Annotated in this window: 13 protein-coding genes and 1 pseudogene; 6 read left to right on the top strand and 8 right to left on the bottom strand. The window is 74.8% G+C overall.

Features of this window, described 5'->3' with window-relative positions; translation table 11 throughout:
- A pseudogene (locus ECOMGDLI_RS35120) lies at window positions 1-594 on the top strand (hypothetical protein); the annotation flags it as partial.
- Here ECOMGDLI_RS35120 and ECOMGDLI_RS33190 read toward each other — a convergent pair.
- Window positions 572-1,843 (bottom strand): EAL domain-containing protein, encoded by a 1,272-nt coding sequence (locus ECOMGDLI_RS33190; protein WP_088321115.1) that lies wholly within the window; start codon window positions 1,841-1,843, stop codon window positions 572-574. The pseudogene ECOMGDLI_RS35120 and the gene ECOMGDLI_RS33190 sit on opposite strands and share 23 nt — an antisense overlap.
- A 147-nt stretch (window positions 1,844-1,990) precedes the next feature.
- On the opposite strand from ECOMGDLI_RS33190, the gene ECOMGDLI_RS33185 reads away from it, so the two are divergent.
- On the top strand, window positions 1,991-2,518 hold the full coding sequence (locus tag ECOMGDLI_RS33185) for a MarR family winged helix-turn-helix transcriptional regulator (RefSeq protein ID WP_088321113.1): 528 nt from the start codon (window positions 1,991-1,993) through the stop codon (window positions 2,516-2,518).
- Window positions 2,515-3,393 carry an alpha/beta fold hydrolase gene (locus ECOMGDLI_RS33180; protein ID WP_158221246.1) on the top strand — a complete coding sequence of 293 codons (879 nt, stop codon included), beginning with the start codon at window positions 2,515-2,517 and terminating at the stop codon, window positions 3,391-3,393. The genes ECOMGDLI_RS33185 and ECOMGDLI_RS33180 overlap by 4 nt, the downstream gene beginning before the upstream one ends.
- A gap of 12 nt (window positions 3,394-3,405) precedes the next feature.
- On the opposite strand, the gene ECOMGDLI_RS33175 is transcribed toward ECOMGDLI_RS33180, so the two are convergent.
- Window positions 3,406-3,993 (bottom strand): TetR/AcrR family transcriptional regulator, encoded by a 588-nt coding sequence (locus ECOMGDLI_RS33175; protein WP_088321110.1) that lies wholly within the window; start codon window positions 3,991-3,993, stop codon window positions 3,406-3,408.
- Window positions 3,990-4,448, bottom strand: a complete 459-nt coding sequence (locus ECOMGDLI_RS33170; RefSeq protein ID WP_088321108.1) for an SRPBCC family protein — start codon at window positions 4,446-4,448, stop codon at window positions 3,990-3,992. Before ECOMGDLI_RS33170 ends, ECOMGDLI_RS33175 begins: the two co-directional genes overlap by 4 nt.
- A gap of 127 nt (window positions 4,449-4,575) precedes the next feature.
- Between ECOMGDLI_RS33170 and ECOMGDLI_RS33165 the strand changes: the two genes are divergently transcribed.
- Window positions 4,576-5,289 (top strand): hypothetical protein, encoded by a 714-nt coding sequence (locus ECOMGDLI_RS33165; RefSeq protein WP_088321107.1) that lies wholly within the window; start codon window positions 4,576-4,578, stop codon window positions 5,287-5,289.
- Between the two features lie 7 nt (window positions 5,290-5,296).
- Here ECOMGDLI_RS33165 and ECOMGDLI_RS33160 read toward each other — a convergent pair whose 3' ends face one another.
- On the bottom strand, window positions 5,297-7,408 hold the full coding sequence (locus ECOMGDLI_RS33160; RefSeq protein ID WP_198955408.1) for a prolyl oligopeptidase family serine peptidase: 2,112 nt from the start codon (window positions 7,406-7,408) through the stop codon (window positions 5,297-5,299).
- Between the two features lie 138 nt (window positions 7,409-7,546).
- Between ECOMGDLI_RS33160 and ECOMGDLI_RS33155 the strand changes: the two genes are divergently transcribed.
- Both ECOMGDLI_RS33155 and ECOMGDLI_RS33150 read left to right on the top strand, forming a co-directional pair.
- Window positions 7,547-8,011 (top strand): SRPBCC family protein, encoded by a 465-nt coding sequence (locus ECOMGDLI_RS33155; protein WP_088321105.1) that lies wholly within the window; start codon window positions 7,547-7,549, stop codon window positions 8,009-8,011.
- A gap of 81 nt (window positions 8,012-8,092) precedes the next feature.
- Entirely contained in the window at window positions 8,093-8,548 is a 456-nt protein-coding gene (locus tag ECOMGDLI_RS33150) for a hypothetical protein (RefSeq protein ID WP_088321103.1), read from the top strand.
- Between the two features lie 27 nt (window positions 8,549-8,575).
- Here ECOMGDLI_RS33150 and ECOMGDLI_RS33145 read toward each other — a convergent pair whose 3' ends face one another.
- From ECOMGDLI_RS33145 to ECOMGDLI_RS33130, 4 genes are read right to left on the bottom strand one after another with little or no spacing between them, the layout of a single operon-like run.
- Window positions 8,576-8,953 carry a Rieske (2Fe-2S) protein gene (locus ECOMGDLI_RS33145; RefSeq protein WP_088321102.1) on the bottom strand — a complete coding sequence of 126 codons (378 nt, stop codon included), beginning with the start codon at window positions 8,951-8,953 and terminating at the stop codon, window positions 8,576-8,578.
- An 8-nt stretch (window positions 8,954-8,961) separates the two neighbouring features.
- Window positions 8,962-9,723 carry a 2-keto-4-pentenoate hydratase gene (locus tag ECOMGDLI_RS33140; protein ID WP_088321100.1) on the bottom strand — a complete coding sequence of 254 codons (762 nt, stop codon included), beginning with the start codon at window positions 9,721-9,723 and terminating at the stop codon, window positions 8,962-8,964.
- The gene (locus ECOMGDLI_RS33135) at window positions 9,720-10,526 is read right to left on the bottom strand and encodes a 2-keto-4-pentenoate hydratase (RefSeq protein WP_088321098.1); all 807 of its coding nucleotides are present in this window, start codon (window positions 10,524-10,526) and stop codon (window positions 9,720-9,722) included. Before ECOMGDLI_RS33135 ends, ECOMGDLI_RS33140 begins: the two co-directional genes overlap by 4 nt.
- Before the next feature lies 1 nt (window position 10,527).
- On the bottom strand, window positions 10,528-11,382 hold the full coding sequence (locus tag ECOMGDLI_RS33130) for an IclR family transcriptional regulator (RefSeq protein WP_088321096.1): 855 nt from the start codon (window positions 11,380-11,382) through the stop codon (window positions 10,528-10,530).
- Between the last annotated feature and the right edge of the window lie 33 nt (window positions 11,383-11,415).

Below are 11,415 nucleotides of genomic sequence, written 5' to 3'. Positions count from 1 at the left end.
TCCCGACCTGCGCCGCCGCCACCCGCCCGCACCGCGCAGGCCGGCCGGGGCCGGCTCCTGCTCGCTGCCGGTCTCGCCGCCCTCGCGATCGGCGCCGGCGCGGCCGCCGGCACGCTGCTCTCCGGTCGCGACGGCACGCCGGCGGCGGCACCCACCGGTGCCGCGCCGTCCGCCGCGGCACCGATAGACGCCACGGTCTCGAGCCTGGACCCCGCGGGCGGCTCCGGCTTCGCGCAGCGCGGCGAGGACTGGCGGACGCAGACCTACCGGACGGCGCAGTTCGGCGGGCTCAAGCCCGGGGTCGGGCTCGTGCTCGACCTCGGGAGCCCGCGCGCCGTGACGTCGGTGACGTTCGAGGCGCGGACGGCGGGCAGCACGGTGAGCCTGCGCGCGGCCGACGAGGCCCCGACGTCGGACGCCGGGCTGACGCCGGTCGGCGAGGAGGTCACCGCGTCGGGCCGGACCGTGCTGGACGGCCGGTCCGGCGGCACGCACCGCTACTGGGTCGTCTGGGTCAGCGGGCTCGGCCCGCGGGGCGACGGCTTCGGCGCGACGTTCGGGACGCCGGTGGTCACCGGTCCGGCGACCGGCTGACCGCCGCGTCGTCGACGGCGGCGCGCGGTTCCGGGACCGGCGGGAGCACCGGCGCGACGTCAGGGTCCTCCTCGGCCACCGGCTCGAGCGCCTCGGCGGGTCCGGGCCGGCCGAAGTGCCAACCCTGCCCCGCGTCGACCTCGAGCGCGAGCAGCGTCCGGGCGTCGGCCTCGGTCTCGACGCCCTCGGCGACGACCCGGGCCCCGCAGCTGTGGGCGAAGTCGACGAGCGAGCGGACGAGCGTCGTCAGCACGGACTCGCGGGCCACGCCGTCGACGATGCTGCGGTCGAGCTTGATGACGTCCGGCGAGGTGAGCACGATGTGCCGCAGCGAGGAGAACCCGGCGCCGACGTCGTCGATGGCGAGCTGCATGCCGTGCTCGCGCATGCCCGCGAGCGCGACGCCCAGCGCCTCGTAGTCGTCGACCTGGTCGTGCTCGGACAGCTCGAGGAGGATCCGCCGCCCCGGCAGCCGGCCGAGCAGCTCGGCGCACTCGGGGGTGAGCAGGGTGCTCGGCGAGGCGTTCATCGAGACGTAGCCGCCGACCCGGTCGAGGTGCTCGGCGGCCCGCTCGAGCGCGAGCAGCTCGAGGACGTGCCCGAGACCGACCGAGTGCGCCTCGGCGAAGACGACGTCCGGCGCCTTGCCCCACTCCTTCGGGAAGCGGCTCAGCGCCTCGGCGCCCACCCGCCGTCCCGTCTTGAGGTCGACGATGGGCTGCAGGACGACGAGCGGGCCGCCCTCACGGATGACCGGCAGCAGCCGGGCCTCGATCTCGTCGCGCCGGGCCTGCTCGTGCACCTTCGGCTCGATGACGAGCGCGGCGGCACGGGCGAGCACCTCCATGAGGTTCCGGTCCCGCTTGCCGAGGTTGCGGTCGGCGGTGAACCCGGCGGCGCAGAAGGTGCCGTACAGCGTGCCGTCGGAGAGCGTCACCGGCACCGACACGTAGCTGCGGATGTGCCGCGGGAACTTCGCCGCGGGCAGCTCCATGGCCTCCGGGTGGCGCCGCAGGTCCGGGATGACCGCCGGGAGCTTCTTGTCGAGGATCGCCTGGCACAGGCTCGTGCCCTGGTCCTGCGTGTTGCCGTCCTTGTAGACCATCGGCAGCGGGGAGTCCATGACCTCGAGGTGCTGCGTCCGGCCGTCGAGCCGGCTCAGGAAGGCCAGTGGCAGGCCGAGCGACTCACGCGCGGTGCGGAGCAGCTCGGCGACCTGCTGCTGCTCGGCCGAGCGTTGGCGGCGCACGCGGCTCCTTCGACGGACGACGCCCGGCGACGACGCCGGACGGGGCGCGGACGGCAGCACCCATCTCTCCTATCGATCCGTGGATCGTCCGACTCAAGGAGAAACGCACCACTGGAACTTTGACACCTCAGGTGTCATCATGACGTCATGGTTGTCAATGACGCGGATGTCGGTGAGCCGCTGGAGGCCCGTCTCTACGAGGTGATCCGGTACGTCCGACCGCTGCACCAGTACCTCGGCAAGGCTGTCGCGGACGCCCTCGAGGGCCGTGACGTGACGGTGCCGGTCCGCGCCGTCCTCGAGCGGCTCCATGACGCCGGCCCGCAGACCGTGCCGCAGGTCGGGCGCAGCCTGTGGATCACCCGGCAGTTCGTCCAGCGACTCATGGACGACGCGGCGGAACGCGGCCTCGTCGAGCCGGTGGCGAACCCCGCGCACAAGCGGTCGCCGCTGTTCCGGCTCACCGACCAGGGCCGCACGGAGATCCGCGACATCCTGGCCCGCGAGGCGGCGACGCTGCGCGAGGTCGCCGAAGGGCTCGACCCGCAGGACGTCGACGCATGCGTCCGCGTGCTCGCGCACGTCCTGACGGAGTTCCGTGACCGCGTGCGGGCGCACGACGGGAGTACTGGATGGGACGCGGAGGGGCCGCGCCCAGGAGAGGACGTCCGATGAGCAGCACCACCGACAGCACGACCGACAGCACGACCGACAGCTCGAGAAGCGCCACCACCGTGACCGAGGGCCGGGTCCCGGTCCCCGGCGGCGAGCTGGCGTACGACGTCCGCGGCGCCGGCCGGCCCGTCGTCCTGATCCACGGCGGCTGGTGCGACCGGCGGCTCTGGGAGCACGAGACCGCGCTGCTCGCCGACGACCACCTCGTCGTCCGCTACGACGCCCGCGGCTGCGGCGCCTCGACGTCACCGACGGGCGACTGGGAGTTCCACGAGGACCTGCGTTCCCTGCTCACCCACCTCGGCGTGCGCCGCCCCACCCTCGTCGGGCTCTCGCTCGGCGCGGCGACGGCGCTCGACTACGCCCTCACCTACCCGGACGACGTGCAGGCAGCACTGCTCGTCAGCCCGGGCTTCGTGCACATGACCTACACCGACCCGTGGGCGCTGCGCTGCGCGGCCGAGCAGGAGGCCGCCGTCCGGGCGTGGGACGCGCAGGCCTGGACCGAGGCGGGCGTCCGCGGCTTCGTCGCCGGCCCGCACCGGGCGGTCGCCGACCTCGCGCCGGACGTCCTCGACCTCTGCCGCACGATGACGCTCGAGTGCCTCGCGACCCACGCCGCCGCGACCGCGACGTCCGGCGGGACCTTCCGCGGCGTCGGCGCCCAGGACCGGCTCGGCGAGCTCGCCGTGCCGACAGAGACCGTCGTCGGGGACCTCGACGTGAGCGACGTCCTCACGGTCGCCCGGCGGGTCGCCGACGCGGCACCGGGCGGCCGGGTGCACGTCGTCGAGGGCGCGGCGCACATGCTCAACCTCGAGAAGCCGCAGGAGTTCGGGGCGGTCCTGCGCGACTTCCTCGCGCGGACGGCCTGAGGACCGGGGCCGTCACTCCGGGACGAACGCGGCGAGGAAGAGCTCCATCGCCGCGTCCACGCCCTCGAGGTCGCCGGTCGCGAGCAGGTCGAGGAGCAGGCCGCGGGTCACGGCCATCCCGAGCCGCGCCTGCGCGCGGGCGGCGTCCGGCGGCAGCCCCCGCCGGACGCCGTCCGCGGCGACGACCTCGACCCACGGCTCGACGAGCGTCTCGCGGAGCCGCTCGGTCCCGGGGCGGCCCTGGACCGCCAGGGCGACGATCTCGAAGAACAGCCGTTCGTGCTCGCGGACGGCAGGGTCGGTGAGGCCGCGCCAGAACCGGCGGACGGCGACCGGGGCCGGTTCGTCGCTCGCCGCGAGCCCGGCGAGGATCTCCCGCTGGCCGGCCTCGACCGTTGCCACGACCTCGGCGAGCAGGCCCTCCTTGGAGCCGAAGTGGTAGATGAGCATCCGGTGGCTCGTGCCGATCGCGTCGGCGAGCGCACGCAGGCTGAGGTCGGCGAGGCCGTGCCGGGCGACGTGCTCGACGGTGGCCGCGAGCAGCCGGTCGCGCGACGTCCCGGCCGGCACGGGCGGGTGGTCGGGCACGGACGACGTCACGCCGACATCGTCGACCCTGCGGCCGCACGCCCGAGCGCCGGGACCAGGTCGGTCACGAACTTCTGCAGCACGGCGCGGTAGAACCAGCCCGTCCCCCGGACACGCGGCTCGAAGGTCGACGACCACGTGATCGTCGAGCCGCCGCGACCGTCCGGCTCGACGGTGACGACGCCTCGGTAGTCCCGCAGCGGCAGCCCCGACAGGAGGCCGTAGGTGATGCCACGCCCGGGCAGCACCGCGAGCACCTCCTCACGGGAGACGACCGTGCGGCCGAACGCCCGCGACTCGAGCCGGCGGACCGCACCCGCACCGCCGCCGCCCGAGGGGTCGGTCGACTCGAGCGCGGCCGACACCCACGGCCCCCAGACCGACCAGGTCGTCACGTCCACGAGCAGGGCGTGGACGGCGTCCGGCGGCGCGGACGTGGCTCCCCTGACGTGCACCCGGTGCGGCATGGCGGACCTCCTGCTCGGCGGCGTCCTCGACGCCTGGACCTGTACCAAGTGGTACAGATACTAGATGTACCACTTGGTACAGGCAAGGCCTTTCGCATCCGGCGACCCGGCGCGCGAGGATCTGCACATGGACAGCACCGGTGACCTCGGTCCGGACAGCGCCGCGGGGCAGGACGACCCGGACCTCCCCCTCGGCCTGCCGCCGGCGGTCGACGCCGCGACGGCCGCCCGCAGGCTCGCCGCGACCCTGCTCGCGCACGCGGAGGACCTCGCGAGCGACGACCTCGCGACGGTGTCCGGGGCGATGGCGGCGGTCCGCTCGGGCGCCCGCGCGGTCGAGGCCGCTCTGACGGCCCGCGGCTGGGGCGGCGGTGTGCTCCACGGCTTCGGCTCCGAGGACGAGGCCGACCCGTGGGACGCCGGGCTCGCCGCGCTCCTCGACGAGGAGGCCGGTGACGACGGCGACCTCGACGACCTCGACGACCTGGACGACCTGGACCTCGACGGCCTGGACGACGGGGACGACCCGTGGGAGGTCCCGGCCGGGACGAAGCTGACCTACCAGGCGCGGTGGGACTTCGTCGTCACCGACCCGGAGGCGCTGCTGCGGCACGTCGAGCAGCGGGCGGCGGAGCTCGGGCAGCCCTGGGACCGCGAGTCGATCCTCGAGCACCACCCGCTCTTCGTGCTCACCGAGCTGGAGTCGTTCACCGCCCGCGACCTCGACGGCGCCGGGCTCGTCTTCGCGGGCGGGCAGAACGTCGTCCACGAGATCCCGCTGACCCTCTGGGAGCTCGACGACGACGCCCGGGACGACGAGTTCCCGACCGCGACACCCTGACGGGCGGTCAGCCCGGGAGCTTGTCGGCGAAGACGATGTCGAGCTCCCGGACGTCGCCCGCCGGCCGGAACCCGAACACCCGGCCGTAGAACGCGAGCTCGCTCTCGACCGCGGTGACGATGTTCTCCGCGATCCGGAAGCCGTGCTGCTCGCCGGGGAACGGCAGGTACACGTGCGGGACCCCGTTCGCGGCGAGCGCCGCGACGACGGCCTCGGCCTGGGCCGGGGGCACGACCTCGTCCTCGAGACCCTGGAGCACGATGAGCGGGGCCCGGAAGCCCTTCGCGTGGGTCAGCGGGGAGCGAGCCTCGTAGACGTCGGCCCGCTCCGGGTACGGCCCGACGAGGCCGTCGAGGTAGCGGGACTCGAACTTGTGGGTCTCCTTCGCCAGCGCGGCGAGGTCGCTCACGCCGAAGTGGCTCGCCCCGGCCCGGAAGACGTCGGTCGTCGCGAGGCTGAGCAGCACGGTGTAGCCGCCCGCGCTGCCGCCGCTGATCGCCGTCCGGCCCGCGTCGGCGAGGCCCTCGGCGGCGAGGTGCTCGACGGCCGCCGCGCAGTCCTCGACGTCGACGATGCCCCAGGCGTCCTTGAGCAGCTCGCGGTAGGCCCGGCCGTAGCCGGTGCTGCCGCCGTAGTCGACGTCGACGACCGCGAAGCCGCGGCTGGTCCAGTACTGCGTCTCCAGGTCGAAGACCGGCCGGGCGGCCCCGGTCGGGCCGCCGTGGACGTGCACGACGACGGGCGGCCGCTCGCCGTCAAGACCGGTGAGCGGCTCGCCGTCGACGACGCCGGTCGGCGGGTAGTACCAGGCGTGCGCGGTCCGGCCGTCGCGGCTCGGGAACGACACATGCCGGCCGCGGCTAATACCCGGTTCCGTCAGGGGGACGCCGGCCCCCGCGGCAAGTGCTCGGTTGACGATCGGGACGCGCCGGCCACCGGCGTCGGGCTCGAACCCGAACTCGACGACCTGCGCGCGCCGGTCGTCGTACGCGGTCACCGCGACGAGGCGGTCTCCGTCGGCACGGAGCGACCCCAGCGACACACCCGGCAGTACCCAGAAGTCCGTGCTCCCGTCCGGGTCCACCCGCCGCAACGCGGGGCCGTCCTCGGAGCCGACGACGAGCCAGACGCTGCCGTCCGGGGTGACCGCGTGATGGGAGTTCCCGAACACCCAAGCCGGGCCACCGACCTCGTGGTCGTCGGCGTGCAGCGGCGTCAGCGCGCCCGTCGCGAGGTCCACCGAGTGCAGGTTCCACCAGCCGTCCCGGGCGTCGGAGACGACGAGCAGCCGGCCGTCCGGCGTCCAGTCCGGCTCCATGAGTGACTGCTCGCCGGGCTCCCCGAGGCCGGCACCGGCGAGGGTGCGGACGTCGGTCAGCGCTGGCAGCGCGCCGCTGCGGTCGAGGGTGCCCAGGCGCAGGACCGTTGCGTCCCAGGGCATCGAGGGGTGGTCCCAGGCCACCCACGCGACGTACGCGCCGTCCGGGGAGACCCGCGGCGCGGCGACGAAGTCGTGGCCGCTCGAGAGGACGGCAACCAAGGACGGGTCATCCGCGGCCGAACCGTCGGCCGGTAGCGCGACGACCTCGTTGACCGCCTCGGCAAGCGGGGCGCCGTCGGCATCCTCGTGCCGCTCCCGCACGCAGACGACGAGCGCACCGTCCGGGGTGAGCCGCCCGTCTGCCCAACGGAACCCGTGCTGGGTCGAGGGTTCCGGAGTGATCGGCACCGGCTCCGGGTGCACACTCACCTTGCTGCCGAGACCCGTCCAACGGGCGAGGAAGCCGTCCGGCGCCGGCGGGTCGACGCGGTAGAGACGCTGGTCCGCCCACGATACGAAGAAGACTGTCCCTGCTCGAGCCCCGTCGTCGACCCACCACGCGCCGCCGCCGTACTCGTGGACCTTGGTACGGGCGTTCACGCCCGCCGGGAGCACCTCGCTGACGGTGCCGTCCTCGGCACGCCGCACGAGCGCCGTCCGGCCGCCCTCGGGGGGCCGCAACTGCGACCACCACGTGACGCCACCCACAGCCCATACCTCGCGCGGGTCGGCTACGCCCGAGACCAGCATCTGCGCGTCGACCGGGGAGGGCCAGGTTCCGTAGGGCAGCGCGGGCACGGCGGTCTCCTTCGGCAGGGGGCGGGCGATCGTCACCCTACGACGCGCCACGCGGCTGTCGATCCGGGACCGGCCCGTTCGTCGGAAGGGCGTCACTGCCCTCCCGGCCACGTGCCGGGACCACCCACGGAGGTCCGCATGTCCCGAGTCCAGGTCGTCGCGAGCGTCGAGGTCGACCGCACGCCCGCCGAGGTGTTCGCCTACCTCGCGGACGTCGCCCGGCACGGCGAGTGGTCGCCCCGTCCCCTGCGCGTCGAGGGTGCCACGCCGGGCGCACCGGCCGCCGAGGGCACCCGCTTCACCTCCTACGGCTGGATCCCCGGGGACGCCGACCACCGCAACGAGGTCGAGGTCACCCGGGCCGAGGCACCGACCCGGCTGCGGCTGCGCAGCACCGACGGCCCGGTCGTCTGCCACAACGACTTCACCGTGACGCCGCAGGGCCGGGGCAGCCGCGTCGAGCGGGTCATGGAGATGCCCCGGCCGGCCGGGTTCGTCGGGTTCGTGTTCCCGGTCATCGTGCGGCTCGTCATCCGCCCGGACCTCGCGAAGGGGCTGCGGATGCTCAAGGCGCGGGTCGAGACGGCGTCCGCGGCGGCCTGACCGGCACGGGACGGACGGCCCGTCCCCGGGCGGCCCCCGCGGAGCATCGTAGGAACGTCCCGCCGCTCCCGGGAGGCCGCCATGAACGCACCCGTCCCCGTCTCCCCGACCGCCCACCCGCTGGACCCGCGCTCGTGGGAGGTCACCCGCCCCGACCGCGCCTCCCGCGCCCTGTCGCTCGTGCTCGCCCTCGTCGCGGCGGCCGCCGTCTACGGCGGCGTCGGGCTCATCACCGACCGGATCGGGATGACGTCGCAGTGGCTCGACGGCACCCCGTTCACGTCGTGGACGCTGCCCGGCGTCGCCCTGCTCGCAGGGGTCGCGCTGCCGCAGGCGGTCGCCGCCGGGATGGCCGTCGCGGCCCACCGCTGGGCGGCCGCCGCGGGCATCGTGGCCGGCGTCGGGCTCGTGCTGTGGATCGCCGTCCAGCTCGTCGTCCTCGGCCGCTTCTTCTGGCTGCAGCCGGTCGTCGTCCTCTTCGGCCTGGCCGAGATCGCGCTTGCGGCCTGGTGGTCCGGGCACGACGGCACGGCGTGACCTGAGCCTCGCCGTCGGCCTCCGGCGTCAGTCCTCGCCGCGGGCGTGCGCCCGCAGCCGCTCGGCGAGGGAGACGGTCGCCGGCGGCACGACGCGGGCGTGCGGCCGGCCGTCGACGTCGAGCACCTCATGGCGGCGCAGCGGCGCCGACTCGGCGCTTCGGCAGACCCCCGTGGCGAGGTCGAAGGTGTACCAGTGCCACGGGCAGCGGACCGCGCCGTCCCTGACGAGCCCCTCGGCGAGCGGGCCGCCCTTGTGCGGGCAGGCGCCGTCGGTGACGACGACCTGCCCGTCCAGGGTGAAGACCGCGTACTCCCGGCCGCCGTGGGTGAACGCCGCACGGCCGTCGGCGTCCAGGTCCGGCAGCGGGACCAGCGCGCCCCCGGGGCCCGGCTGCTCAGACATCGGCCGGCTCAGACACAGGCGAGCTCGACCGAGCCGATGCGGTCGATACCCGCGACGACGACGTCCCCGGCCGCCAGCGGCACCGCGGCCGTGAGGCCGCCCGACAGCACGATCTCGCCGGCCCGCAGCCCCTCGCCGTGCTCGGCGAGGGCGCGCACCATCCAGGCGACGGCCGCGGCCGGGTGCCCGAGCGACGCCGCACCGGACGCCGTCCCGAAGACCTCACCGTTGTGCTCGAGGACGACCCCGACGAGCCTGAGGTCGATCCCGGCCACGGGCACCGGGGTCCCGACGACGTAGCGGCCGGCGGAGGTGTTGTCGGCGACGACGTCCGGGATCGTGAACCGGTAGTTCTCGTAGCGACTGTCGAGCACCTCGATGCCGACCGCGACCGCGGACGTCGCGGCGAGGACGTCGGCCGCGGTGACGTGCGCCCCCGCGAGGTCACGGCCCATGACGAGGACGATCTCCGGCTCGGCGCGCGGCTGGATCTGCTGCGCGACGACGAGCGGCTCGCCGAGGTCCAGGGCGTCGGCCGCGGCGAGGTAGCCGTAGACCGGCGCGTCGATGCCGACCTGCTTCTGCTTGGCCCGCGACGTCACGCCGAGCTTCCAGCCCGCGAGCGCGCCGGCACCGGCCCGCTGCAGCCGCTGCACCTGGTACGCCGTCGCCTGGTCCAGCTCCGGGAAGGAGTCGGTGAGCGGCGGGACCGCCTTCAGCTCCCGGCGCGCCGCCGTGAGGACGTCCGCGTAGCCCTGCAGGTCGCTCACTTCGTCTCCTCCGTCGTGCCCTCGACGACGCGCAGCGTGACCGGGCCGAGCCGGTCGAAGTCCGCGCGCCAGACGTCACCTGCGGCCATCGGGACCGCGGCGTGCAGCGCACCGGTCATGACCAGGTGCCCCGGCTCCATGGCGATCCCGTTGGCGCCCAGCGTGTTCGCCAGCCACGCGACGACGGCGACCGGGTCGCCGAGGGCGGCCGCACCGGCGCCGGTGTCGACGAGGTGGCCGTTGCGGGTCAGCGTCATCCCGATGAGGCGCGGGTCGACGTCCGCGAGCGGCACGAGCCGGCTGGACGTCGCGACCGCACCGTTCGAGGCGAGGTCGGCGACGGTGTCGGCGAGCTTGATCCGCCAGTCCGCGAACCGGGAGTCGACGATCTCGACGGACGCCGCGACCCCGGCGACGGCGCGCGCTGCCTGGGTCAGCGAGACGCCCGGGCCCTCGAGCCGCTCGCCGAGGACGAAGACGATCTCCGCCTCGATCTTCGGCTGGATGAAGCGGGACAGCGGGATCGAGTCCCCGTCGCGGTAGACGGTCGAGGCGAACACCGGCCCGAAGTCGGGGCTGTCGACGCCGATCATCTTCTGCATCGGCTTGGAGGTCAGACCCACCTTGTAGCCGACGATCTCCTCGCCGTCCGCGACGAGCAGCTTCGTGAGCTCGGACTGGACGGCGTAGCCGTCGGCCATCCCGAGGGTCGGGTCCGCGTCGGTGAACGGCGGGATCGCCGTCCGGTCGCGGCGCGCCTCGTAGAGCAGGCGCGCCTTCGCCGGCGCATCGGTGAGGGGCATGTCAGCTCTCCCTGGTCGAACCGGTGGGGGTCATGGTGGCGGACGTCGACGCGGTCGTCAGCGCCGGCGCCCGGGTCACGGGGGCCTCGGGCGACCAGCCGAGCCGGCGCGAGATCGCCTCGCCCGCCTCGGCGACGAGCGCCCCGAGCTCGCGGCGGCGGGCGGCGCCGAGCCGGATGACCGGGGCACCGATCGAGACGGACGCGATCACGGTGCCCGCGACGTCGCGCACGGGCGCCGCGACGGAGGCGACGCCGATCTCGCGCTCGTTGACGGCCTCGGCCCAGCCGCGCCGGCGGACCTTCGCGCACTCCGCGCGCAGCGCCTCGGGGTCGGCCAGCGTGTGCGGTGTGAGCGCGGTGAGCGGCAGCCGCGCGAGCAGCGCCTCCCGGTCGCCGTCCGCGAGGTGCGCGAGGAGGACCTTCCCCGAGCTCGTGCAGTGCACGGGCACCCGGCGGCCGGTCTCGGTGAACAGCCGCAGCGACTGGGAGCTCTCGAGCCGGTCGACGTAGACGACCTCGGTGCCGTCGAGGATGCCGACCTGGGAGGACTCCCCGGTCTGCTCCCGCAGCGAGGCGAGGACCGGCCCGGCGGCGGCGTGCAGGTCGAGGTGCACCCGGACCGCCTCGCCGAGCTCGAAGACGACGATCCCGAGCCGGTACCCGCCCGTCGCGTGGTCCTGCTCGATGAGGCCCTCGGCCGCGAGCGTCGTGAGCAGCCGGTGGACGGTCGACTTCGCGAGGTCGAGGCGGCGGGCGAGCTCGGAGACGCCGAGCGACTCCTCCCGGCTGAGGAACACCTTGAGCAGCCGTGCGGCGTTGCGCACGGAGCTCAACCCCTCGGGCTGCTCCGTCACGGCGTCACCGCAGGGTCCGGGGCGGGTGGGGAC

Source organism: Kineosporia sp. R_H_3, from assembly GCF_002198675.1.
Lineage (GTDB): Bacteria > Actinomycetota > Actinomycetes > Actinomycetales > Kineosporiaceae > R-H-3.
Note: the sequence above shows the minus strand (reverse complement) of the source record. Positions and strands in the feature narration are given on the sequence as shown.

Bases quoted from the DNA above. Each gene is read 5' to 3' on its own strand.
- ECOMGDLI_RS33170 (WP_088321108.1), bottom strand. From the start codon at position 4,448: ATGCCGCACCGGGTGCACGTCAGGGGAGCCACGTCCGCGCCGCCGGAC.
- ECOMGDLI_RS33165 (WP_088321107.1), top strand. From the start codon at position 4,576: ATGGACAGCACCGGTGACCTCGGTCCGGACAGCGCCGCGGGGCAGGAC.
- ECOMGDLI_RS33135 (WP_088321098.1), bottom strand. From the start codon at position 10,526: ATGCCCCTCACCGATGCGCCGGCGAAGGCGCGCCTGCTCTACGAGGCG.
- ECOMGDLI_RS33185 (WP_088321113.1), top strand. From the start codon at position 1,991: ATGGTTGTCAATGACGCGGATGTCGGTGAGCCGCTGGAGGCCCGTCTC.
- ECOMGDLI_RS33145 (WP_088321102.1), bottom strand. From the start codon at position 8,953: ATGTCTGAGCAGCCGGGCCCCGGGGGCGCGCTGGTCCCGCTGCCGGAC.
- ECOMGDLI_RS33150 (WP_088321103.1), top strand. From the start codon at position 8,093: ATGAACGCACCCGTCCCCGTCTCCCCGACCGCCCACCCGCTGGACCCG.
- ECOMGDLI_RS33180 (WP_158221246.1), top strand. From the start codon at position 2,515: ATGAGCAGCACCACCGACAGCACGACCGACAGCACGACCGACAGCTCG.
- ECOMGDLI_RS33155 (WP_088321105.1), top strand. From the start codon at position 7,547: ATGTCCCGAGTCCAGGTCGTCGCGAGCGTCGAGGTCGACCGCACGCCC.